Below are 20786 nucleotides of genomic sequence, written 5' to 3' on the forward strand. Positions count from 1 at the left end.
GGGGCGGGGGGCGGGGGGTGGTGGGGGTCCGGGTGGGGGGCCTGGTCACCTGCGGGTGGACTACCCGCCGCCCCGGGGGGGGGCGGGGGGGGGCCCCGGGGGGGGGGGGGGGGGGGGGGCACCCCCCCCCCCCCCCCCCTTCCGGCGGTGGTACGTCAGGCCAGGCGGGCCCGGACGGTGGCGACCAGCTCGGCGACGGGCACGGCCGCCTGCTCGCCGGACTCCATGTCCTTGAGCTGGACGACGCCTTCGGCGAGGTCGCGCTCACCGGCGACCAGGGTCAGCGGCGCCCCGGACCGGTTCGCGTTCTTCATGTGGCTCTTGAGGCCCTTTGAGCCGTACGAGAAGTCGGCCGCGACACCCGCCTTGCGCAGCTCGGTGACGACACCGAAGAGCACCTTCCGGGCCTCGTCGCTCAGGGCGACCGCGAAGACGCTGGTCGCCGCGGGGATGTCCAGCTCGACACCCTCGGCCTCGAGCGCGAGCACTGTGCGGTCCACGCCCAGGGCCCAGCCCACCGACGGGAGCGCCGGTCCGCCGATCATCTCGGACAGACCGTCGTAACGGCCGCCGCCCCCCACCGCGGACTGCGAACCCAGTCCGTCGTGGACGAACTCGAAGGTGGTGCGGGTGTAGTAGTCGAGCCCGCGCACCAGCTTCTCGTCGTCCTCGAAGACCACGCCCGCGGCGGTGACCAGCTCGCGGACCTCCGAGTGGTAGGCCTTGCAGGCGTCGCACAGGTAGTCACGCAGCATCGGCGCGCCGACCAGCTGCTTCTGGACGGCCTCACGCTTGTCGTCCAGCACGCGCAGGGGGTTGATCTCAGCCCGGCGCAGCGTCTCCTCGTCCAGGTCCAGGCCGCGGAGGAATCCCTGGAGCGCCTCCCGGTAGACCGGACGGCACTCGGTGTCGCCCAGCGAGTTCAGCAGGATGCGGAAGTTGCGCAGGCCCAGCGAGCGGTACGCCTGGTCGGCCAGGATGATCATCTCGGCGTCGAGCGCCGGGTCCTCGGCGCCGATCGCCTCGGCGCCGACCTGCGAGAAGTGGCGGTAGCGACCCTTCTGCGGGCGCTCGTAGCGGTAGTACGAGCCTGAGTACCAGAGCTTGACCGGCAGGCCACCGGCCTTGTGCAGGTTGGCCTCCAGCGCCGCGCGCAGCACGGAGGCGGTGCCCTCCGGGCGCAGTGCGAGGTTCGCGCCGCCCTTGGTGGTGAGCGTGTACATCTCCTTCGTCACGATGTCGGTGGACTCACCGACACCGCGGGCGAAGAGGTCCACGTCCTCGAATCCGGGCGTCTCGACGTAGCCGTAGCCGGCCTTCCGCAGCGGGGCGGAGATGGCCTCGCGGACCGCCAGGTACTTGGCCGAGTACGGCGGGATCAGGTCGTACGTGCCCTTGGGGGCCTTGAAGGTACTCACGAAACTCTCGTCACATTCCTCGTCGTGGAGCGGCTGTCGGGTCCGCTGCCAGGCCGGCGGCGACCTCCCGCAGGTACGGGTTGGTCGCGCGCTCGCGGCCGATGGTGGTCTGGGGACCGTGGCCGGACAGCACCACGGTCGAGTCGTCGAGCGGCAGGCACACGCGGGCCAGCGACTCGAGCATCTCGGCGTGGGAGCCGCCGGGCAGGTCGGTGCGTCCGATGGAGCCGGCGAAGAGCAGGTCGCCCGAGAAGAAGACCGGCGGGACGTCGGCCAGCTCGGGCATCCGGAAGGTCACCGACCCCTTGGTATGCCCCGGCGCGTGCGCCACGGAGAAGTCCATCCCGGCCAGCTTCAGGCCGGCGCCGTCGGTCAGCTCGCGGACGTCGTCCGGCTCCCCCACGGTCAGCTCGCCCATGAGCGGCATCCCGATGGAGCGGCCCAGGGCCTTCTCCGGGTCGCTCATCATGTAGCGGTCCTCGGGGTGGATCCAGGCCGGTACGTCGTGTGCTCCGCACACCGGGACGACCGAGGCCACATGATCGATGTGGCCATGGGTCAGCACGACCGCGACGGGCTTGAGCCGATGCTTCTTCAGCGTCTCCTCGACACCCTGGGTGGCCTGGTGGCCCGGGTCGATGATGACGCACTCCTCACCGGCGGCGGGGGCGACCACGTAACAGTTGGTCCCCCAGGCCCCGGCGGGGAACCCGGCAATCAGCACGTTCGTCCTCAATCGTCGTCCGGCGGGAGCTTGCAGATCGGAATGCTGCTGATCAGAGCCTACCGGCGCCCTTCATCACACAGCCAACCCATATACGGTACGGGCTATCCCAGCCCGGACAGCGGTACCAGAGACGCACAAGGAGACGAACCCGGTGGTCACGAGCGATCAGCGGCGGCGACAGCTCGCCAGGGAGAAGTACGAGCGCCAGCAGAAGCGTCGGGCCGAGGCCCGGCAGAAGGCCCGCCGGCGGATGGCGGTGATCGGCGCGGCGGTGGCCGTGGTCGTCGCGACGCTGGTCGGCCTCATCGTGGGCGGCGTCTTCGACAGTGACAAGAAGGACACGGCGGCGGAGCCGTCGGCGAGCCCGTCCGCGGCGCCCTCGCCCAAGCAGTCCCCGTCGCCCGGGATGGCCATCGACCAGAAGGCGAAGTACACCTTCGCCCTCAAGACCAGCGCGGGCGACATCGGCTTCACCATGGACGCGGCGAAGACCCCGCAGACGGTGAACTCCTTCAAGTACCTCGCCGACAAGGGCTTCTTCGACAACACCAAGTGCCACCGCCTGACCTCCGGCGGGATCTTCGTGCTCCAGTGTGGTGACCCGCAGGGCACCGGCATGGGCGGACCCGGCTACAACATCCCGGACGAGAACCTGGACTCGCTGGGCAAGCCGAACGACCAGGGCCAGGTCGTCTACCCGGCGGGCACGGTGGCCATGGCCAACACCGGACAGCCCGGCTCGGGCGGCAGCCAGTTCTTCCTGGTCTACAAGGACAGCCCGCTGGCGCCTTCGTACACGCCCTTCGGCAAGATCGACGCGGCGGGCATGAAGGTCCTCGACGAGATCGCGAAGGCCGGTACGGTCGACGGCGGCCAGGACGGGGCGCCGAAGAACGAGGTGAAGATCGAGAAGGGCACCGTCACCCAGAACTGACGGAACGCGGCATCGGCCCGGCCGGCTTCCCCCGTACGCCGATATTCCGTCGTGCGGGATGCGGACAGCCGGCCCGGCGGTCGCCTATGTTGGCGTTGTGCAGGGCGGGCGCTGCCCGCCCCAGGAAACTGTGGACGATGCCCGGGGGTGACCCCTCAAGGGCATCAGGTGGAGGAGGCGCTGTGAGCAGCGACCCGTGGGGCCGAGTCGACGAGACGGGCACCGTGTACGTGCGTACTTCCGACGGCGAGCAGGTCGTCGGCTCGTGGCAGGCGGGCACCCCTGAGGAGGCCCTGGCCTATTTCGAGCGCAAGTACGAGGGCCTGGTGGTCGAGATCGGCCTCCTCGAAAAGCGGGTGCGGACCACTGATCTGTCCGCCAAGGACGCTCAGACGGCCATCGACCACCTGCGGACGCAGGTCGACGAGCACCACGCCGTGGGCGACCTCGACGCCCTGCGCGTACGGCTGGACAAGCTGGTCGCGACCGTGGAGTCGCGGCGCGAGGAGCGCAAGGTCCAGAAGGCCAAGCAGGCGGACGAGGCCCGTACGGCCAAGGAGGCCTTGGTCGTCGAGGCCGAGCAGCTGGCGCAGAGCGACCAGTGGCGCAGCGCCGGCGAGCGGCTGCGCGCGCTGGTGGACATCTGGAAGGGCCTGCCGCGGCTGGACCGCAAGTCGGACGACGAGCTGTGGCACCGCTTCTCGCACGCCCGCTCGGCCTTCTCCAAGCGCCGCAAGGCCCACTTCGCCTCGCTGGACGCGCAGCGTGAGGACGCGCGCAAGGTGAAGGAGAGGCTGGTCGCGGAGGCCGAGTCGCTGTCGAAGTCGACCGACTGGGGTCCGACGGCCGCCCGCTACCGCGAGCTGATGGCGGACTGGAAGGCGGCGGGCCGGGCGCAGCGCGAGGCCGAGGACGACCTGTGGAACCGTTTCCGCGGTGCGCAGGACGTGTTCTTCGCGGCCCGCGGCGAGGTGTTCGCGGAGCGCGACGCCGAGCAGACCGAGAACCTGAAGCTGAAGGAAGAGCTGGCCGAGGAGGCCGAGAAGCTCGTTCCGATCACGGACCTGAAGGCGGCCCGTGCCGCGTTCCGTTCCCTCAACGAGCGCTGGGAGGCCATCGGCCACGTGCCGCGGGACGCCCGACCGAAGGTCGAGGGCCGGATGCACGCGGTGGAGCGGGCGATCCAGGAGGCCGAGGAAGGCGAGTGGCGCCGTACGAACCCGGAGGCCCGGGCCCGTGCGGCCGGTCTGACGGGTCAGCTCCAGGCCGCGGTCGACAAGCTGCGCACGCAGATCGACGCCGCCCGCGCCGCGGGCAACAACGCGAAGGCCGACAAGCTGGCGCGTGAGCTGGAGGGCCGCCAGGCCCTGCTGGACCAGGCGATGAAGGGCCTGGAGGAGTTCGGCGGCTGACACGGCCACCGCACCTCTCGAAACGGCCCCGGCACGGATTCCCGTGCCGGGGCCGTTTCGCTTTACCGGGGGCCCGGGTCAGGGAAGGGCCCGGCTGCCGTCCTGGAGCAGGTCCAGCGCGTGTTCGAGGACCTCGCAGGCCTGGATGTGGTTGCCGGACTCCTGGAGGAGCGCGGCGAGGCGGCGGCACACCTGGACGGCCTCGGGACCGTAGAACCGGTGCGCCTGCTGGAAGGCCTGCTCCAGCACTTCCATGGCCTCCCGGGTCTGCCCGGTCTCCTCCAGCATGTCGGAGAGTTCGAGCTGGACGGCGAGCAGGTCCCCCTCGCCGTCGGGTGCCCGTTCCTGGAGGGCGAGCCGCAGCACGGGCAGTGCGTCCCGGGTGCGGCCGGCGGAGCGCAGGGTGCGGGCGAGGCCGAGTCCGGCGACGACCATGGCGGAGCGGACATCGGCCTGCAGGACGGGGCCGGCCGGGGTGCCGCCCACGGCGCGGGCCCGGTTGCGGACGAGGCGCAGGCGCCCCATGCCCATCTCCTGGGCGTGCTGGGGCAGCGGGCGGTTCTTGCCGCGCAGCCGGTGCTCCATCGTGCGGCAGAGGGTGTCGAGGTCGATCAGTTCGGGTCCCTCGCGGATCCCTTCGCGCAGGATGGTCAGCAGTTCGCCGGTGAACGCGGTGTGCCGTTCGCCGTCGGGTGCGAGTGCCACCCGGTCGCGCGGGGAGGCGGTCAGTACGTACGCGCCTTCCACGGCGGCCTGGGTGGCGAGGGCGTCCCCGCTGCCTGCGAGGGTGCTGGCGGCGCGGCCGCTGAAGCAGCAGTCGAGGATCACCACCTTGCGCCGGGCCTGGGACTCGCGCAGGGCGGACCGCAGGTGCTGGTAGGCGACGGCGGTGTAGCCGACGTGTTCGCGGGAGCCCTGGAGGGCGAGGTAGAGGTCGGCCGTCGCCGCGTCGCGCATGCCGTGTCCGGCGTAGTAGACGAACAGCGTGTCGGTGGCCTCCTCACCCGCGCGGGTCACCGGGTCCAGCAGCTCCGCGGGGTGCTGGGGGTCGAGCACGAGCACGCAGTGCTGCTCGGGCAGCCCCCAGATGGTCGTGTCGCAGAGCTCGGCGGCCAGGTCCTTCACGTTGGACTCGACGGCCGGGAGCGCTGCCAGGTGCCGGTATCCGGCGCTGCCGATGAGGACCGCCCGCGAGGCCGCCGGGTCAGGCAGTCCCGTCATGGTCCCCGTCCGCGTGCCCGCCGCCGTTCTCCAGCACCGCGACGATGCGGCGCAGGGCTTCGGGGTCGTCGGCCCCGTCCCCGGTGAGCGTGACCTCGTACGGGCCGTGGCGCACGGTGAGGGCGGGCGGGCGGCGGCGCGAGGCCTGCCACTGGAGCACGGAGAAGACCAGCGACGCGACGGACAGACCGCTGCCGACGGTCAGTTGGAGGAGGTCGAAGCCGGGTGACCCCATGGGCGTGCCGCCGGCCGCCGTCGCCGGCGCGCCGCTGCGGATCCGGCCGCGTACGGTGCGGCGGAGCGACTCGTCCTCGCCGAGCCAGGTCAGCAGCGACCGCAGTTCGGTCTCCGGACCCTGCCCCGGTCGGCGGTGATCGACCTGTAACGCGTACTCACTCATCCTCTGTGCCCCTCCCGTGTCCGTGATGCGCGGTGACCCGCGCGAAAAGCTCCAGTGCCTGTGCCGCCTTGCCCTGTCTGGCCAGGCACACGGCCTGCCAGTAGTGGCAGGCGAGGGTGGTCGGATGGCCCTGTCCCAGGGTCTCGGCGCAGAACGCGCCGAGTCCGCCGAGCCGGTCCATCGCCTCGTTCAAGCGCCCGCGCTGGATCAGGCCGACCGCCTCGCGCTGGCGGGACAGCGCGGTCTGCTCGGTCATCCGGCTGCGTACCAGGCCGCGGGTGACCTCGCTGAGGGCGACGCCGCCGCTCTCGGGCGCGGGTCGGTGGGCGGGCCGGACGTCGACCCGCTGCCAGTCGTACTCGGGCGCCCCCTCACGGGGAACCGCCGTGGTCTCGCCGTCGTCGGGCCACGGCACGGGGGCCGTCTTCGGTTTCGAGGGGAACGAGCCGGACGTCTGCCCGTCGGGGACGGGGATCTCCCGGACCGCGGTGTCTTCCTCGGGCCGGTCCTCCCGGTCGGAAGCGTGGTTGTCCCAGGGCCGGACGGCCGGGCTCGAAGGGTGGTGGTCCGGTGTGACGTCCTCGGCGTCCGCCCAGGGTCGGATCAGGGCCTCGGCCTCGTCGGCACGGGAGGTACGGGTGGCGGGGTCCAGCGCGCTGAGGGCGTGCACCGCGTCCGCGAGTCCGGGCGGGAACTCCGGTCCGGCGTCCCGCAGCGAGGGCATTCCCTCGTGGACGGCGCGGAACAGCAGCACCCCCACGTCCTCCGCGTCACCGAACGGGTCGGTGCCGGTCAGCATGAAGTACAGGCAGGCGCCGACCCCGTACACGTCGGAGGCGGGTTGGGGCGGCCAGCCCGTGATGCGTTCCGGGGCCATGTACCGGGGGGTGCCCATCAGGTCCTCGCCGGTGGCGGTGATGGCTTCCTCGTCGGTCAGCCGGGCCAGCCCGAAGTCGTACAGGACGACCCGGCCGTCGGCGGTGACCCGGATGTTGGCCGGTTTCACGTCGCGGTGGAGCACGCCCTCGCGGTGCGCGGCGCCCAGCCCGGCCAGGGTGTCGGCCGCGATCCGGCAGGCCTCCCCCACGGGCAGGGCGCGGTTGGCGTCGCGGACCAGATCGGAGACGTCCGACCCGTCGAGGTACTCCATCACGAGGTAGGGCGTGCCCTCGTCGATCCCCCGTTCGTACACGCCCACCACGTTGGGGTGGCTGATCCGGGCCAGGGCACGCGCCTCGGCCCGGAAACGCTCGGCCGCGCGCTCGCTCACCGTTCCGTACGTCGACAGGACCTTGACGGCGACACGGCGTCGCAGGTCCATGTCCTCCGCCTCGAAGACGGTGCCCATGCCACCCTGGCCGAGCAGCCGTACCGGCGCGAAGCGCCGGGCGAGCCCGCGCGGGAATACGGCGGCCACGTGTCCCCCCGGGGTGGCGTCAGAGAGCGGCGGTCAGGCGGCCTCGGTCACGGCCTCCTTGCAGATGTCACACGGTAGACGTCGTACACGCCCTCCACACCCCGAACGGCCTTCAGGACGTGGCCCAGGTGCTTGGGGTCGCCCATCTCGAAGGTGAAGCGCGAGGTGGCGACCCGGTCGCGGGAGGTCTGGACGGCGGCCGACAGGATGTTGACGTGCTGGTCGGACAGGACGCGGGTGACGTCCGACAGCAGCCGGGAACGGTCCAGCGCCTCCACCTGGATGGCGACGAGGAAGACCGAGGACTGGGTGGGCGCCCACTCGACTTCCAGTATCCGCTCGGGCTGCTGGGAGAGGGAGTCCACGTTGACGCAGTCCGCGCGGTGAACCGATACGCCGCTGCCGCGGGTGACGAACCCGATGATCGGGTCGCCGGGCACCGGCGTGCAGCAGCGGGCCAGCTTGACCCACACGTCGTCGACGCCCTTGACCACGACACCCGGGTCGGCGTTGCTGCGCCGCTTGCTGCGGGCGCGCGCCGGCGGGATCGACTCCTCGATGTCCTCGTTGGCGGCCTCCTCGCCGCCGAGGGCCGCCACCAGCTTCTGGACGACGCCCTGCGCGGCCACGTGGCCCTCGCCGATGGCCGCGTACAGGGAGGAGATGTCGGGGTAGCGCATCTCGTGCGCCAGGGTGACGAGCGAGTCGCCGGTGAGGATGCGCTGGATCGGCAGGTTCTGCTTGCGCATGGCCCGCGCGATGGCGTCCTTGCCGTGTTCGATGGCCTCGTCGCGGCGTTCCTTGGAGAACCAGGCGCGGATCTTGTTGCGGGCCCGCGGGGACTTGACGAAGCCCAGCCAGTCGCGGGACGGTCCGGCGCCCTCGGCCTTGGAGGTGAAGACCTCGACGAGGTCGCCGTTGTCGAGGGTGGACTCCAACGGGACCAGGCGGCCGTTGACCCGGGCCCCTATGGTCCGGTGACCGACCTCGGTGTGGACGGCGTACGCGAAGTCCACGGGCGTGGCGCCGGCGGGGAGCGCTATGACGTCGCCCTTGGGGGTGAAGACGAAGACCTCGTTGCGGGAGAGGTCGAAGCGCAGCGAGTCGAGGAACTCGCCCGGGTCCTCGGTCTCCTTCTGCCAGTCGAGGAGCTGCCGCAGCCAGGCCATGTCGTTGACGGTGTCCTGGCCGGCGCTGCCCTTGGCGGCCTGGGGCACGTCGGTGCGCACCTTCGAGGTGCCGGCGACGGTCTGCTGCTTGTACTTCCAGTGCGCGGCGATGCCGTACTCGGCGCGGCGGTGCATGTCGAAAGTGCGGATCTGCAGCTCGACGGGCTTGCCGCTGGGTCCGATGACCGTCGTGTGGAGCGACTGGTACATGTTGAACTTGGGCATCGCGATGTAGTCCTTGAACCGGCCGGGGACCGGGTTCCATCGCGCGTGCACGGTGCCGAGGGCGGCGTAGCAGTCCCGTACGGTGTCCACCAGCACGCGGATGCCCACGAGGTCGTAGATCTCCGCGAAGTCACGGCCGCGGACGATCATCTTCTGGTAGACGCTGTAGTAGTGCTTGGGCCTGCCGGTGACGGTGGCCTTGATCCGGGCGGCCCGGAGGTCGACCATCACCTCGTCGGTGACGACGGCGAGGTACTCGTCCCGCTTGGGCGCGCGCTCGGCGACGAGCCGGACGATCTCGTCGTACATCTTCGGGTAGAGGATCGCGAAGGCGAGGTCCTCGAGCTCCCACTTGATCGTGTTCATGCCCAGGCGGTGCGCCAGCGGGGCATAGATCTCGAGGGTCTCGCGGGCCTTCTTCTCCTGCTTCTCCCGCTTGAGGTAGCGCATCGTGCGCATGTTGTGCAGCCGGTCGGCGAGCTTGATGACCAGGACGCGCGGGTCCTTGGCCATGGCCACGACCATCTTGCGGACGGTCTCGGCCTGCGCGGCCTCGCCGAACTTCACCCGGTCGAGCTTGGTGACGCCGTCGACGAGCAGGGCCACGGCGTCGCCGAAGTCGCGGCGCAGGTCTTCCAGGCCGTACTCGGTGTCCTCGACCGTGTCGTGCAGCAGACCGGCCATCAGGGTGGCGGGGTCCATGCCGAGCTCGGCGAGGATGGTGGTCACCGCGAGCGGGTGGGTGATGTACGGGTCGCCGCTCTTGCGCTTCTGACCGCGGTGCCAGCGCTCGGCGACCTGGTAGGCCTGTTCGAGCTGGCGCAGCGTCGACGTCTCGATCTTCGGGTCGTTGCTGCGGACTATGCGGAGCAGCGGCTCCAGCACCGGGTTGTACGCGTTCGAGCGCTGGACGCCGAGACGGGCGAGGCGGGCACGCACCCGGTTGGAGGACCCGGCCGACTTCGCCGGCGCGGGCTTGACCGGCGGGGCCGGCGGGGGCGTGGCGGATGCCGCCGTGGCCTGCTCGGCCTGCGGGTCGGGCTGCGCGGCGGAAAGTGGCTGGACCTCGTCTGGCAAGAGCGCTCCTCAGCGGGATCCGGTGCCCGTGTACGGTCCGGATAACCCATCGTAGCGAGCCTTCCGCTCCCTCGTTCCCCGAGACCATGCCTCGAACACTGCACGGCGGGTCCGCTGCTGGGGCTCCGCCCCAGAGCCCGCTCCTCAAACGCCGGAGGGGCTGGATTTGCCCCTGGCGTCCGCCATGTGCGGCACATCCGGCCTCGCCGGCGTTTGAGTCCCCGGCAGCGGACCCGCACACGCGAAACGGCGGGCACCCGGGACGTCCCGGATACCCGCCGCTCGACAAGCGGAGGTCAGACCACGATCAGCGCGTCCAGCGGAGCCCCCGCCAGGGAATCGGCCAGCTTGGCCCGTCCAGGGAGGAACGACAGTTCCATCAGGACCGCCACGCCGGCGACCTCGGCCCCGGCCCGCCGGATCAGGGACAGCGAGGCCTCGGCGGTGCCACCGGTGGCCAGGACGTCGTCGATGACCATGACCCGGTCGCCCACCGACAGGTCCTCCGCGTGGACCTCGATCTCCGCGGTCCCGTACTCCAGCTCGTACGCCTGGGCCAGCGTCGCCCCCGGCAGCTTGCCGGCCTTGCGGACCGGCACGAAGCCGATCCCGGCCTGGACGGCGACCGGAGCGGCGAGGATGAACCCGCGCGCCTCAAGACCGACGATCTTCGTCGCCCCGCACCGCGCGGCCAGCTCCACCAGGACGTCCGTCAGCGCGGCGAACGCCTTCGGGTCCGCCAGCAGCGGGGTGATGTCCTTGAACATCACGCCCGGCTTCGGGTAGTCCGCCACGTCCTTGATGCGGCTGAGGAGCAGTTCCCGTACCGACTCGGACAGTGGCGCCGTCACCGGCGCCGCCCCGATCGGCCCTGGGCCACGACCTGCGGCTCGTCGCCGGAGTCGGTGCCCTCCTCCGCGGACTCGCCCTTGGCCGCCGCGGAGGCGCGCTTCGCGAGCACCCGCTTCTTCAGGGCCTTCATCGCAGGCTCGCGTTCCTTCAGGTCCACGACCAGCGGGGTCGCGATGAAGATCGACGAGTAGGCGCCGGCCGCGAGGCCGACGAACAGCGACAGCGAGATGTCGTTCAGCATGCCGGCGCCCAGGAAGCCGCCGCCGATGAACAGCAGCGCGCCGACGGGGAGCAGCGCGACCACCGTGGTGTTGATCGAACGGACCAGGGTGCCGTTGATGCTGCGGTTGGCGATCTCGCTGTACGTGTAGCGGGTCTGCTTGGTGATGTCCTTCGAGCCCTCCTTGAGACCGTCGAAGACGACGACGGTGTCGTAGAGGGAGTAACCGAGGATCGTGAGCAGACCGATGACCGTGCCCGGCGTGACCTCGAAGCCGACGAGCGCGTACACGCCGACGGTGATGGTGAGGTCGTGGATCAGCGCGATCAGCGCCGCCACCGCCATCCGCCACTCGAAGGCGATGGCCAGGTAGATCACCACGAGGACCATGAAGATCGCGAGGCCCGTCCAGGCCTTGTTCGCGATCTGCTCGCCCCAGCTGGGGCCGACCAGGTCCGCGTTGATGTCGGCCTCGTTGACCTTGAGGTCGGTGGCGAGGGCCTTCTTCACGTCGGCCGCGGCGTTGGTGTCCAGACCGGAGATCTGGATGCGCAGGCCGCCGGTGCCGAGTTCCTGGACGATCGCGTCGTGGCCCGAGGCCTTCTCCGCCTCCTCGGTCGCCTTGGCGACGGAGACGGCCGTCTTCGGGGTGGTGAAGACGGCACCGCCCTTGAACTCGATGCCCATGTTGAGGCCCTGAACGGCCAGGGCCACGATCGCCGTGATGGTGATCAGGATGGAAACGCCGTACCAGAGAAAGCGCTTGCCGACGAAGTCGTAGCCGACCTCACCGCGGTACAGCTTGGCGCCGAGATCTCCCAGCTTCGACATCTCTCACGCCTCCTTTGCGTCGACGGGGACGGGGGCGGAGCCGGCACGGCGGGACCGGCGCAGCGGGGGCTTGGCGCCGAGCCGCTTCGGGTCGAGGCCGGACCACGGGTGGCCGCTCGCGAAGAAGTTCGTACGGGCCAGCAGCGTCATGATCGGCTTGGTGAAGAGGAACACCACGACCACGTCGAGCAGGGTGGTCAGACCCAGGGTGAAGGCGAAGCCCTGCACCTTGCCGACGGTGACGATGAACAGCACCGCGGCCGCCAGGAACGACACGAAGTCGGAGACCAGGATGGTGCGCCGGGCACGCGGCCAGGCACGCTCGACGGCCGGACGCAGGGTGCGGCCCTCGCGGATCTCGTCGCGGATGCGTTCGAAGTAGACGATGAACGAGTCCGCCGTGATGCCGATGGCCACGATGGCACCGCAGACGGCGGGCAGGTTCAGCGCGAACCCGATGCCCTTTCCGAGCAGCGCCATGATCGTGTAGGTGAGGATCGCGGAGACCATGAGGCTGACGATCGCGACGAGCGCCAGGCCCCGGTAGTAGATCACCAGGTAGATCACCACGAGGAGCAGACCGATGGCACCGGCGATCAGACCGGCCTTCAGCTGCTCGCCGCCGAGGGCGGCGGTGACGGTGGTGACGCTGTCCTCGCTGAAGGAGAGCGGCAGGGCGCCGTAGGAGAGCATGTTGCCCAGGTCCTGCGCGGACTGCTGGTTGAAGCCACCGGAGATCTGGGCGTTGCCGCCCAGGATCGCGCCGCTGACGGACGGGTCGGAGACGACGTCGCCGTCGAGCACGATCGCGAACTGGTTCTGCGGGGACTGCTTGGCCGCCAGCTCGCCGGTCACCTTGGCGAAGGCGTCGGCGCCCTTGTCGTTGAAGTTCATCGTGACGATCCAGGCGCCGGCCTGCTGGTCGATGACTCCCTTGGCGCTCTTGACGTCCTTGCCCTCGACGGCAGCCGGACCGAGCACCCACTTGCCCCAGGCGTTGCCGCGCTTGCCGCAGGCGAGCGTGGGCTCGCTCGGCTTGGCGCCCTTGATGGCGGCGCGCTGCTTCTCGTCGGTGCAGTCGAGCGCCGCGAACTTGGCCTGGAGGTCGGCGGCGGCCGCCGCGTCACCCGAAGGGGTTGCCGACGGAGACGCCGGCGGCGTCGCGGACGGGGTGGCCTTGTTGTCGTCTGCCTTCTTCGACTCGCTCGCCGAGGGCGAGGGGGTCGCGGACGGGGCCTTGAGGGCCTCACTGACCGCGCGGCCCTGGGAAGTGGCGCTGGACGACGGGGTGGCCGACGGGGACTTGCTGCCCTCGGCCTTGGGAGCGCCGGAACCGCTCGCGGACGGGCTCGGGCTCTGCGTGCCCTCGGGGGCGGCGGGAGTGCCGTCCGCGAAGGCGAGGACCGGGCGGAAGTACAGCTGGGCGGTGGTGCCGACCTGCTCGCGGGCCTGCTTCTCGTTCATCCCCTTGGGGATGTTCACGATGATGTGGTCGCGGCCCTGCGTCTGGACCTCGGCCTCCGAGACGCCGAGACCGTTGACTCGGCGCTCGATGATGCCGACCGCCGTGTTCATGTTGGTCTCGTTGATCGCGTCCGGCTTGCCGGGCTCGCTCTTGGCCTTGAGCGTGATGCTCGTGCCGCCGGCGAGGTCGATGCCGAGTCGGGGAGTCGTCTGCTTGGAGACGAACATCCCCGCGGTGAGCGCCACCATCGCGATCAGGATGATCGCCAGGGCGCGCCCCGGCCTCCCCTGCGCCCCCGTGGGCCGCCGGCCCTTCTTCGGTGCTGCCACCTTGTCGTTTCTCCCTGTCCAACCGTCCTGCGCCGGGTCAGCGCGCGGACGGCCACGAAAATGTGTGGTGGGGACCCCTGCCCCCCGCAGAAGTGGGTCACTGACCAGGACCGCGACGGCCGCCGATCAGGCGCCTTCGCGGTCCCCGGCCGCGCGCTACTTCGCGTCGGCCTCGCCGTCGGTCTTGCCGTCCTTCGGCTCGTCCTTCTTGGGCTCGTCCTTCTTGCCCAGGTCGAGCTTGGGCGCCTCGTCCTCGGCCGGGGCCTCGGTGAGGGAGGAAGCGTCGTCCGGGACGACCGGCGAGTCCGACAGGCCGTCGCCGATGCCGTGGACGATGCGGTTGTACTCCGCGTCCTCCAGGACGGCGCCGATGGCGTTCTTCGCGTAGATCGCGTGGACGCCGGGAGCCACCTCGAGGGTGACGGTGTCGTCGCCGACCTCCTTCACCGTGGCGTACATGCCGCCGATGGTGCGGATCCCGGTACCGGGCGTCATCTGGTCGCGCATCTGCGCGGCCTGAGCCTGCTTCTTCTTGGCGTTGCGGGTCATCAGGAACATCGCACCGATGATCACGATGAACGGGAGGAGTGAAATGAGACTCACGGGACGGAGTTCCTTCGCACGACCGCACGCGGACGGCGGCCTTTTCTACGGGGGTGGGCACACCGACCCGAAGGGTCGGCATCGGCGGAGTCTAGGCGAGTCCGCACCGATGGAACAACGCCCAGCATGGCACCGCAGTTCCTGAGGGGGCGAACCTCCGCGCCGTCAGGCCCCGAACAAGCCTTGTTGTCCGCTTGATCCGCTCCCGCCGTGCTGCGGCGGGACAAGTCCCAGGTGGGCCCATGCGGCGGGGGTCGCGACCCGCCCGCGCGGGGTGCGCGCGAGCAGCCCCTCCCGTACCAGGAAGGGCTCGGCGACCTCCTCCACGGTTTCCCTCTCCTCGCCGACGGCCACGGCGAGGGTGGACAGCCCGACGGGCCCGCCGCCGAACAGCTTGAGGAGCGCCTCCAGCACGGCCCGGTCGAGCCGGTCGAGCCCGCGTCCGTCCACTTCGTACACCTGGAGGGCGGTACCGGCGACCTCGCGGGTGATCACCCCGTCGGCCCGCACCTGGGCGTAGTCGCGGACGCGGCGCAGCAGGCGGTTGGCGATGCGGGGCGTGCCGCGGGAGCGGCCGGCGATCTCTGCGGCACCGGCGGTGTCGATCTCGACGTCGAGGAGGCCGGCGGAGCGGTGGATGACGCGTTCCAGCTCCTCGGGGGCGTAGAACTCCATGTGCCCGGTGAACCCGAAGCGGTCGCGCAGCGGCGGCGGCAGCAGGCCGGCCCGCGTGGTCGCCCCGACGAGGGTGAACGGCGGCAGCTCCAGGGGAATGGCGGTGGCCCCTGGCCCCTTGCCGACGATCACGTCGACCCGGAAGTCCTCCATGGCCATGTACAGCATCTCCTCGGCGGGCCGGGACATGCGGTGGATCTCGTCGAGGAAGAGGACCTCGCCCTCCTGGAGGGAGGAGAGGATGGCGGCGAGGTCGCCGGCGTGCTGGATGGCGGGGCCGGAGGTGATCCGGATGGGCGCGCCCATCTCGGCCGCGATGATCATCGACAGGGTGGTCTTGCCGAGGCCGGGCGCGCCGGAGAGCAGGACGTGGTCGGCGGTGGCTCCGCGCTGCCTGGCGGCCTTGAGGACGAGGTCCAGCTGCTGGCGGACCTTCTCCTGCCCGACGAACTCCCCGAGGTCCTTGGGCCGCAGCGCCGCCTCGACGGCGGTGTCCTCGCCGTCCGCCGCGGGCGCGACAATGCGGTCGCTCTCGTCATCCCAGTTCACGGTGTCAGTCTGCCTTCTGGTTCGTTCCGGTGGTCTGTCCGGGGTGCGGGGGCGGCCCGCTGCGCGGAGCTGCTCCCCGCCCCGCCCGTTCGCCGTTTCCCGGGGGCTCCGCCCCGGACCCCGCGCCTCAAACGCCGGCGAGGCTGGATCTTCAGCCCGTCCGGCGTTTGAGGACCGGGGTCTGGGGCGGAGCCCCAGGGAACGGAGGAAGGGCGGGTAGGGGACACGCTCCGCGCAGCGGTACCAGTCAGCGGGCCCGGTTCAGGGACTGGAGGGCCGCCCGCAGGAGCTGCGGCACGGGGGCCGAGCCACCGGCGGCGATGGCGGCCTCTGCCTGCGGGGTCACCGCGGAGACGGCTTCCTCCGCTTCGCGGGAGGCGTAGCCGAGCCCGATCAGCGCGGCCGTGAGCTGCTCGGTCCAGGGCGCGGGCGCCGACGCGGACACGCGCTGGGGCCCGACCGCGGCCGCGGGCGCGCCCAGCTTCCCCTTCAGCTCCAGCAGCAGCTTCTGCGCGCCCTTCGGCCCGATGCCCGGCACCGCCGTCAGGGCCTTCGCGTCCCCCGAGGCGAAGGCCGCCCGCAGCGCGTCCGGGGTGTGCACCCCGAGCATCGCCTGGGCCACCCGCGGCCCGACCCCGCTCGCCGTCTGGAGCAGCTCGAAGACCTGCCGCTCGTCGTCGTCGGCGAAGCCGTACAGGGTCAGGGAGTCCTCCCGGACCACCAGGGACGTGGCCAGCCGGGCCTGCTCCCCCGTCCGCAGGCCCGCGATGGTGTTCGGCGTGCATTGCACGGCCATGCCCACTCCCCCGACCTCGATCACGGCCAGGGTGGGGGTGAGCGCGGCGACGGGGCCGCTGACGAAGGCGATCATCTACTTACGGCCTTTCGAGGCGTGCTGGGCGACCGCCTGCTGGAGGCGGTTCTGGGCGGGGGCCCGCCAGATGTGGCAGATGGCGAGGGCGAGGGCGTCGGCGGCGTCGGCGGGCTTGGGCGGCTCGGCCAACCGCAGGAGCCTGGTGACCATCGCCCCGACCTGCGCCTTGTCGGCCCGACCGCTGCCGGTGACGGCGGCCTTCACCTCGCTGGGGGTGTGCAGGGCGACCGGTATCCCGCGCCTCGCCGCACACAGCATGGCGACGGCGCTGGCCTGGGCGGTGCCCATCACGGTGGAGACGTTGTGCTGGCTGAACACCCGCTCCACGGCGACGATTTCGGGGCGGTGCGTATCGAGCCATTCCTCGATGCCCTGCTCGATGGCGACGAGCCGGTGCCCCAACTCCGCATCCGCGGGCGTCCGTACGACCCCCACACCGAGCATGGTCAGGGGACGGCCGGCGATCCCCTCGACCACACCGACACCGCACCGTGTCAGCCCCGGGTCGACACCCAGTACGCGCACCACACCCCCCGATTCGGGTCACCTCATCCGTCCGTGCAGGCTATCGGCCCCCACTGACAATGCGACGGCGGGCCGACAGGGTGTGTCCTGTCGGCCCGCCGTCGGCAGGGCGAGTCCGTCGACTCAGGCGTCGACCTTCTCCATGACCTCGTCCGAGACGTCGAAGTTGGCGAAGACGTTCTGCACGTCGTCGCTGTCCTCGAGCGCGTCGATCAGCTTGAAGATCTTGCGGGCGCCCTCTTCGTCGAGCTCGACCTGCATGGTCGGGACGAAGCTGGAGTCCGCGGAGTCGTAGTCGATGCCGGCTTCCTGGAGCGCGGTGCGGACCGCGACCAGGTCGGTGGCCTCGGAGATGATCTCCCAGGTCTCGCCGTTGTCGTTGACCTCTTCGGCACCGGCCTCCAGGACCGCGCCCAGGACGTCGTCCTCGGTGAGCTCGGCCTTGGGCAGGAGGATGACGCCCTTGCGGTTGAACAGGTACGAGACCGAACCCGGGTCGGCCATGGAGCCGCCGTTGCGGGTCATGGCGACGCGGACGTCGGAGGCGGCGCGGTTGCGGTTGTCGGTGAGGCACTCGATGAGCACCGCGACACCGTTCGGGCCGTAGCCTTCGTACATGATCGTCTCGTAGTCGGCGCCGCCGGCCTCGAGGCCGCCGCCGCGCTTGACCGCGGAGTCGATGTTCTTGTTCGGGACCGACTGCTTCTTGGCCTTCTGAACGGCGTCGAAGAGCGTCGGGTTGCCGTCGATGTCGGCACCGCCCATACGGGCCGCGACCTCGATGTTCTTGATCAGCTTCGCGAAGAGCTTGCCGCGCTTGGCATCGATCACGGCCTTCTTGTGCTTCGTCGTAGCCCATTTAGAGTGGCCGGACATCCGCCTGTCTCCTTCGCGTAACCAACAGTGTTCGTGTCCGATCCTACCGGGACCGGGTCACAGCCCCGCGCGCACCATGTCGACGAAGTACGCGTGAACGCGATCATCGCCGGTCAGCTCGGGGTGGAACGAGGTCGCGAGCACGTTGCCCTGGCGCACGGCGACCGTGTGGCCGTCGTACGTGGCGAGCACCTCGACCGAGGCGGCGACGGACTCGACCCAGGGGGCACGGATGAAGACGCCCTCGACGGGGCCGCCCTCTATGCCCGCGAAGTCGATCTTCGCCTCGAAGGACTCGTTCTGCCGCCCGAAGGCGTTGCGACGGACGATCATGTCGATGCCGCCCAGGGTCTCCTGGTCCTCGCGGCCGTCCAGGAGCTTGTCCGCGAGCATGATCATGCCGGCGCAGGTGCCGTACACGGGCATGCCGGCGGCCACGCGCTCGCGCAGCGGCTCCAGCATGCCGAACAGCACGGCGAGCTTCGACATGGTCGTGGACTCGCCACCGGGGATCACCAGGGCGTCGACCTCGGCGAGCTCCTCGGGGCGCCGGACCGGCCTGGCCACGGCGTCCGCCGCGGCCAGGGCGATCAGGTGCTCCCGTACGTCGCCCTGGAGTGCCAGGACACCGATCACGGGGGTGTTCGTCATCTCGGGACTACCAGCCGCGGTTGGCGTAGCGCTCGGCCTCGGGCAGCGTGTCGCAGTTGATGCCGACCATGGCCTCGCCCAGGTTGCGGGAGGCGTCCGCGATGATCTTCGGGTCGTCGTAGAAGGTGGTGGCCTTCACGATGGCGGCGGCGCGCTTGGCCGGGTCGCCCGACTTGAAGATGCCGGAGCCGACGAAGACGCCCTCGGCACCGAGCTGGCGCATCAGCGCGGCGTCGGCCGGGGTGGCGACGCCACCGGCGGAGAACAGCACGACCGGGAGCTTGCCGAGCTCGGCGACTTCCTTGACGAGCTCGTACGGGGCGCGCAGCTCCTTGGCGGCGGCGTACAGCTCGTTGTTGTCGAAGCCGCGCAGCTTGGCGATCTCGTTCTTGATCTGGCGCAGGTGACGGACGGCCTCGACGACGTTGCCGGTGCCGGCCTCGCCCTTCGAGCGGATCATGGCCGCGCCCTCGGCGATGCGGCGCAGGGCCTCGCCCAGGTTGGTGGCACCGCAGACGAAGGGGGTGGTGAACGCCCACTTGTCGGAGTGGTTGACCTCGTCGGCCGGGGTCAGGACCTCGGACTCGTCGATGTAGTCGACGCCGAGGGACTGCAGGACCTGGGCCTCGACGAAGTGGCCGATGCGGGACTTGGCCATCACGGGGATGGACACGGCCTCGATGATCTCTTCGATCATGTTGGGGTCGGACATGCGCGCCACGCCGCCGTCCTTGCGGATGTCGGCGGGAACCCGCTCCAGGGCCATGACGGCCACGGCGCCGGCGTCCTCGGCGATCTTCGCCTGCTCGGCGTTGACCACGTCCATGATCACGCCGCCCTTGAGCTGCTCGGCCATGCCTCGCTTGACGCGCGAGGTGCCGATGGCCGACTCGGCGGACTGGGGGGTGGTGGGAAGCGTGCTCACGGATTGACCTCACTCGAAGGAAATTCGGAAGGGGGCGGTTTCTACTGGCAGAGGAAACCCCGGGGGACCAGTCCACTGCAAGGGCCAATATGGAGCAGGTGGCTCCTCTACTGGTCCATTGCGGTCCATTGCGGCCTGTCGGGGCGCCGTACGGATCTGCTACGCGGGCCGGTCGGCGAGGTCGGCCGGGGGCTCGTCGTCCATCTCGAAGGCGAGGGGGAACGGGGCATGTCCGGCCAGCCGGAACCAGCGCACCTTGCGGTGCCTGCGCAGGGCGCGTGCCGCCCGCACGGCGTCGTTGTGGAACCGGCGTGCCATCGGTACCCGCCGCACGGCCTCGGCCAGCTCCTCCGCGGCTCCCACGCCTCCCGGGGCCGCCTTCAGCACCTCGACCTGGTCGGCATCGGAGAACACCGCCCGCAGGGCCTGGCTGAGCTCGCTCTCGGCGACCTCCCGGTTCTCCTCGTCGGCCTGTCGGGCGGCGTGCGCGGCCTCGTACAGCACCAGGGAGGACGCGGGATCCAGCGCCCCGGAGGTGGCCACCTCCACCACCACGGAGGCCCTCCGTACGAGCTGCGCGTCGAGCGCGGCCCGTGAGGCGTCCATCCGGGAGTGCAGCCGGTCGAGCCGCCCTGCGGTCCAACTGAGGTAGACCCCGACCACTCCGAGAGCGAGGGCAATCCAGACAAGGGTTTCGATCACGGGCGGCGACACTACCGCTCCGCGGCGCCCAGCCCCCCATCAGCCCTGGCTACGGCACCGACCACACCCTAGGCTGCCTGATCATCACACCGCTCGGGGGGATCATGGATTACACGCGTTACCGCAGACCGTCGGCCTGGGGCCTACTGGCACTGGCCGTCGTCCTCGCGGCGGCAGTCGTGATCGCCTTCCGGCAGGATCGCGGCTCCGGCGGCCTCACCCTGCTCGCCGGGGTCGGCGATTACCCCGTCGTACTGGGGTGGGTCGCCCTGATCTCGCTGACCGGGGCCCTCCTGCTGGGGATGGCCAAGTCCACGGCGCGCCTCGTGCTGTGCACGACGCTGCTCGTCCTCGGCATCCCGTCCCTGCTCCTCGCGGGCATCGTCTCGATGCTGGCCGGCCCGACCTGGGAGACGAAGAGCGAGGCGGCTCCCGGCCGGAGCGACCGGCGGCTCGTCGTGGAGCAGGGCGCGGCCATGATCGACCCCCTCTGGTACGTGTACGTCGACCAGGGGACCTGGCCCCTGGAGCACCGCTGGGCCGTCGGCCACTTCAACGGCGACGCCACGGACAACGAGCTCCGCGAGGCCGTGTGGACGGCGCCCGACCGGATCCGCATGACCACCACGGGGGGCGAGGTCTTCGAGGTGACCGTCACCCCCGGCGGCCGGCCCGACCGGATCGCCTCCGCGGGCTGGTGAGCCGCCCG

20 protein-coding genes are annotated in these 20786 nt (G+C 70.9%); 3 read left to right on the top strand and 17 right to left on the bottom strand.

The annotated features are described in order from the left end of the window. Positions 1 to 155: 155 nt before the first annotated feature. A complete protein-coding gene (gene hisS, locus ACFYZL_RS36950) occupies positions 156 to 1418 on the bottom strand; it encodes a histidine--tRNA ligase (RefSeq protein WP_388685252.1) in 1263 nt (420 codons plus the stop codon). 10 nt (positions 1419 to 1428) lie between these two features. Beyond that, positions 1429 to 2142, bottom strand: a complete 714-nt coding sequence (locus ACFYZL_RS36955; protein WP_384748808.1) for an MBL fold metallo-hydrolase — start codon at positions 2140 to 2142, stop codon at positions 1429 to 1431. Positions 2143 to 2296: 154 nt separating this feature from the next. Here ACFYZL_RS36955 and ACFYZL_RS36960 point away from each other — a divergent pair, with 154 nt between their 5' ends. Together ACFYZL_RS36960 and ACFYZL_RS36965 are read left to right on the top strand one after the other, a co-directional pair. Then, positions 2297 to 3079, top strand: a complete 783-nt coding sequence (locus ACFYZL_RS36960) for a peptidylprolyl isomerase (protein WP_384748805.1) — start codon at positions 2297 to 2299, stop codon at positions 3077 to 3079. Between the two features lie 182 nt (positions 3080 to 3261). Then, on the top strand, positions 3262 to 4491 hold the full coding sequence (locus ACFYZL_RS36965) for a DUF349 domain-containing protein (RefSeq protein ID WP_388685255.1): 1230 nt from the start codon (positions 3262 to 3264) through the stop codon (positions 4489 to 4491). Between the two features lie 78 nt (positions 4492 to 4569). Here the strand turns inward: ACFYZL_RS36965 and ACFYZL_RS36970 are convergent, their stop codons facing one another. The 15 genes from ACFYZL_RS36970 to ACFYZL_RS37040 form a co-directional block, all read right to left on the bottom strand. Continuing rightward, the gene (locus ACFYZL_RS36970) at positions 4570 to 5712 is read right to left on the bottom strand and encodes a caspase family protein (RefSeq protein WP_384748799.1); all 1143 of its coding nucleotides are present in this window, start codon (positions 5710 to 5712) and stop codon (positions 4570 to 4572) included. Continuing rightward, positions 5696 to 6112 carry a hypothetical protein gene (locus ACFYZL_RS36975; protein ID WP_384748796.1) on the bottom strand — a complete coding sequence of 139 codons (417 nt, stop codon included), beginning with the start codon at positions 6110 to 6112 and terminating at the stop codon, positions 5696 to 5698. Before ACFYZL_RS36975 ends, ACFYZL_RS36970 begins: the two co-directional genes overlap by 17 nt. Next, positions 6105 to 7529: a serine/threonine-protein kinase gene (locus tag ACFYZL_RS36980; RefSeq protein WP_384748793.1), complete on the bottom strand. Its 1425-nt coding sequence runs from the start codon at positions 7527 to 7529 to the stop codon at positions 6105 to 6107. Before ACFYZL_RS36980 ends, ACFYZL_RS36975 begins: the two co-directional genes overlap by 8 nt. Positions 7530 to 7576: 47 nt before the next feature. Beyond that, complete coding sequence (locus tag ACFYZL_RS36985; RefSeq protein WP_388685260.1) at positions 7577 to 10000, bottom strand: RelA/SpoT family protein; 2424 nt, start codon at positions 9998 to 10000, stop codon at positions 7577 to 7579. Positions 10001 to 10296: 296 nt separating this feature from the next. Beyond that, entirely contained in the window at positions 10297 to 10851 is a 555-nt protein-coding gene (locus tag ACFYZL_RS36990) for an adenine phosphoribosyltransferase (protein ID WP_384748787.1), read from the bottom strand. Next, complete coding sequence (gene secF / locus ACFYZL_RS36995; RefSeq protein WP_384748784.1) at positions 10848 to 11903, bottom strand: protein translocase subunit SecF; 1056 nt, start codon at positions 11901 to 11903, stop codon at positions 10848 to 10850. Before secF ends, ACFYZL_RS36990 begins: the two co-directional genes overlap by 4 nt. A gap of 3 nt (positions 11904 to 11906) precedes the next feature. After that, positions 11907 to 13697 carry a protein translocase subunit SecD gene (gene secD / locus ACFYZL_RS37000; protein WP_384748781.1) on the bottom strand — a complete coding sequence of 597 codons (1791 nt, stop codon included), beginning with the start codon at positions 13695 to 13697 and terminating at the stop codon, positions 11907 to 11909. A 156-nt stretch (positions 13698 to 13853) separates the two neighbouring features. Beyond that, a complete protein-coding gene (yajC, locus tag ACFYZL_RS37005) occupies positions 13854 to 14300 on the bottom strand; it encodes a preprotein translocase subunit YajC (RefSeq protein WP_384748778.1) in 447 nt (148 codons plus the stop codon). A gap of 165 nt (positions 14301 to 14465) precedes the next feature. Further along, complete coding sequence (ruvB, locus tag ACFYZL_RS37010; RefSeq protein ID WP_384736966.1) at positions 14466 to 15524, bottom strand: Holliday junction branch migration DNA helicase RuvB; 1059 nt, start codon at positions 15522 to 15524, stop codon at positions 14466 to 14468. 247 nt (positions 15525 to 15771) lie between these two features. Then, complete coding sequence (gene ruvA, locus ACFYZL_RS37015; RefSeq protein WP_384752315.1) at positions 15772 to 16395, bottom strand: Holliday junction branch migration protein RuvA; 624 nt, start codon at positions 16393 to 16395, stop codon at positions 15772 to 15774. Continuing rightward, the gene (ruvC, locus tag ACFYZL_RS37020) at positions 16396 to 16923 is read right to left on the bottom strand and encodes a crossover junction endodeoxyribonuclease RuvC (protein ID WP_384752318.1); all 528 of its coding nucleotides are present in this window, start codon (positions 16921 to 16923) and stop codon (positions 16396 to 16398) included. It abuts the gene before it with no gap. A gap of 123 nt (positions 16924 to 17046) precedes the next feature. Beyond that, positions 17047 to 17799, bottom strand: coding sequence for a YebC/PmpR family DNA-binding transcriptional regulator (locus tag ACFYZL_RS37025; protein WP_384588661.1), 753 nt, complete (start codon positions 17797 to 17799; stop codon positions 17047 to 17049). 57 nt (positions 17800 to 17856) lie between these two features. Continuing rightward, positions 17857 to 18450: a pyridoxal 5'-phosphate synthase glutaminase subunit PdxT gene (pdxT, locus tag ACFYZL_RS37030; protein ID WP_384752321.1), complete on the bottom strand. Its 594-nt coding sequence runs from the start codon at positions 18448 to 18450 to the stop codon at positions 17857 to 17859. Between the two features lie 7 nt (positions 18451 to 18457). Beyond that, on the bottom strand, positions 18458 to 19375 hold the full coding sequence (gene pdxS / locus ACFYZL_RS37035; protein ID WP_365033999.1) for a pyridoxal 5'-phosphate synthase lyase subunit PdxS: 918 nt from the start codon (positions 19373 to 19375) through the stop codon (positions 18458 to 18460). A 159-nt stretch (positions 19376 to 19534) separates the two neighbouring features. Beyond that, positions 19535 to 20077 (bottom strand): hypothetical protein, encoded by a 543-nt coding sequence (locus ACFYZL_RS37040; RefSeq protein ID WP_384752325.1) that lies wholly within the window; start codon positions 20075 to 20077, stop codon positions 19535 to 19537. A gap of 104 nt (positions 20078 to 20181) precedes the next feature. Here ACFYZL_RS37040 and ACFYZL_RS37045 point away from each other — a divergent pair, with 104 nt between their 5' ends. After that, a complete protein-coding gene (locus ACFYZL_RS37045) occupies positions 20182 to 20778 on the top strand; it encodes a hypothetical protein (RefSeq protein WP_388685268.1) in 597 nt (198 codons plus the stop codon). Positions 20779 to 20786: the final 8 nt, after the last annotated feature.

This window comes from Streptomyces sp. NPDC001717 (assembly GCF_042892775.1).
Classification (GTDB): Bacteria; Actinomycetota; Actinomycetes; order Streptomycetales; family Streptomycetaceae; genus Streptomyces.

Coding starts and splice junctions, on each gene's coding strand:
- pdxT (WP_384752321.1), bottom strand. CDS start 18,450: ATGACGAACACCCCCGTGATCGGTGTCCTGGCACTCCAGGGCGACGTA.
- ruvA (WP_384752315.1), bottom strand. CDS start 16,395: ATGATCGCCTTCGTCAGCGGCCCCGTCGCCGCGCTCACCCCCACCCTG.
- ACFYZL_RS36975 (WP_384748796.1), bottom strand. CDS start 6,112: ATGAGTGAGTACGCGTTACAGGTCGATCACCGCCGACCGGGGCAGGGT.
- ACFYZL_RS37025 (WP_384588661.1), bottom strand. CDS start 17,799: ATGTCCGGCCACTCTAAATGGGCTACGACGAAGCACAAGAAGGCCGTG.
- secF (WP_384748784.1), bottom strand. CDS start 11,903: ATGTCGAAGCTGGGAGATCTCGGCGCCAAGCTGTACCGCGGTGAGGTC.
- ACFYZL_RS37045 (WP_388685268.1), top strand. CDS start 20,182: ATGGATTACACGCGTTACCGCAGACCGTCGGCCTGGGGCCTACTGGCA.
- ACFYZL_RS36970 (WP_384748799.1), bottom strand. CDS start 5,712: ATGACGGGACTGCCTGACCCGGCGGCCTCGCGGGCGGTCCTCATCGGC.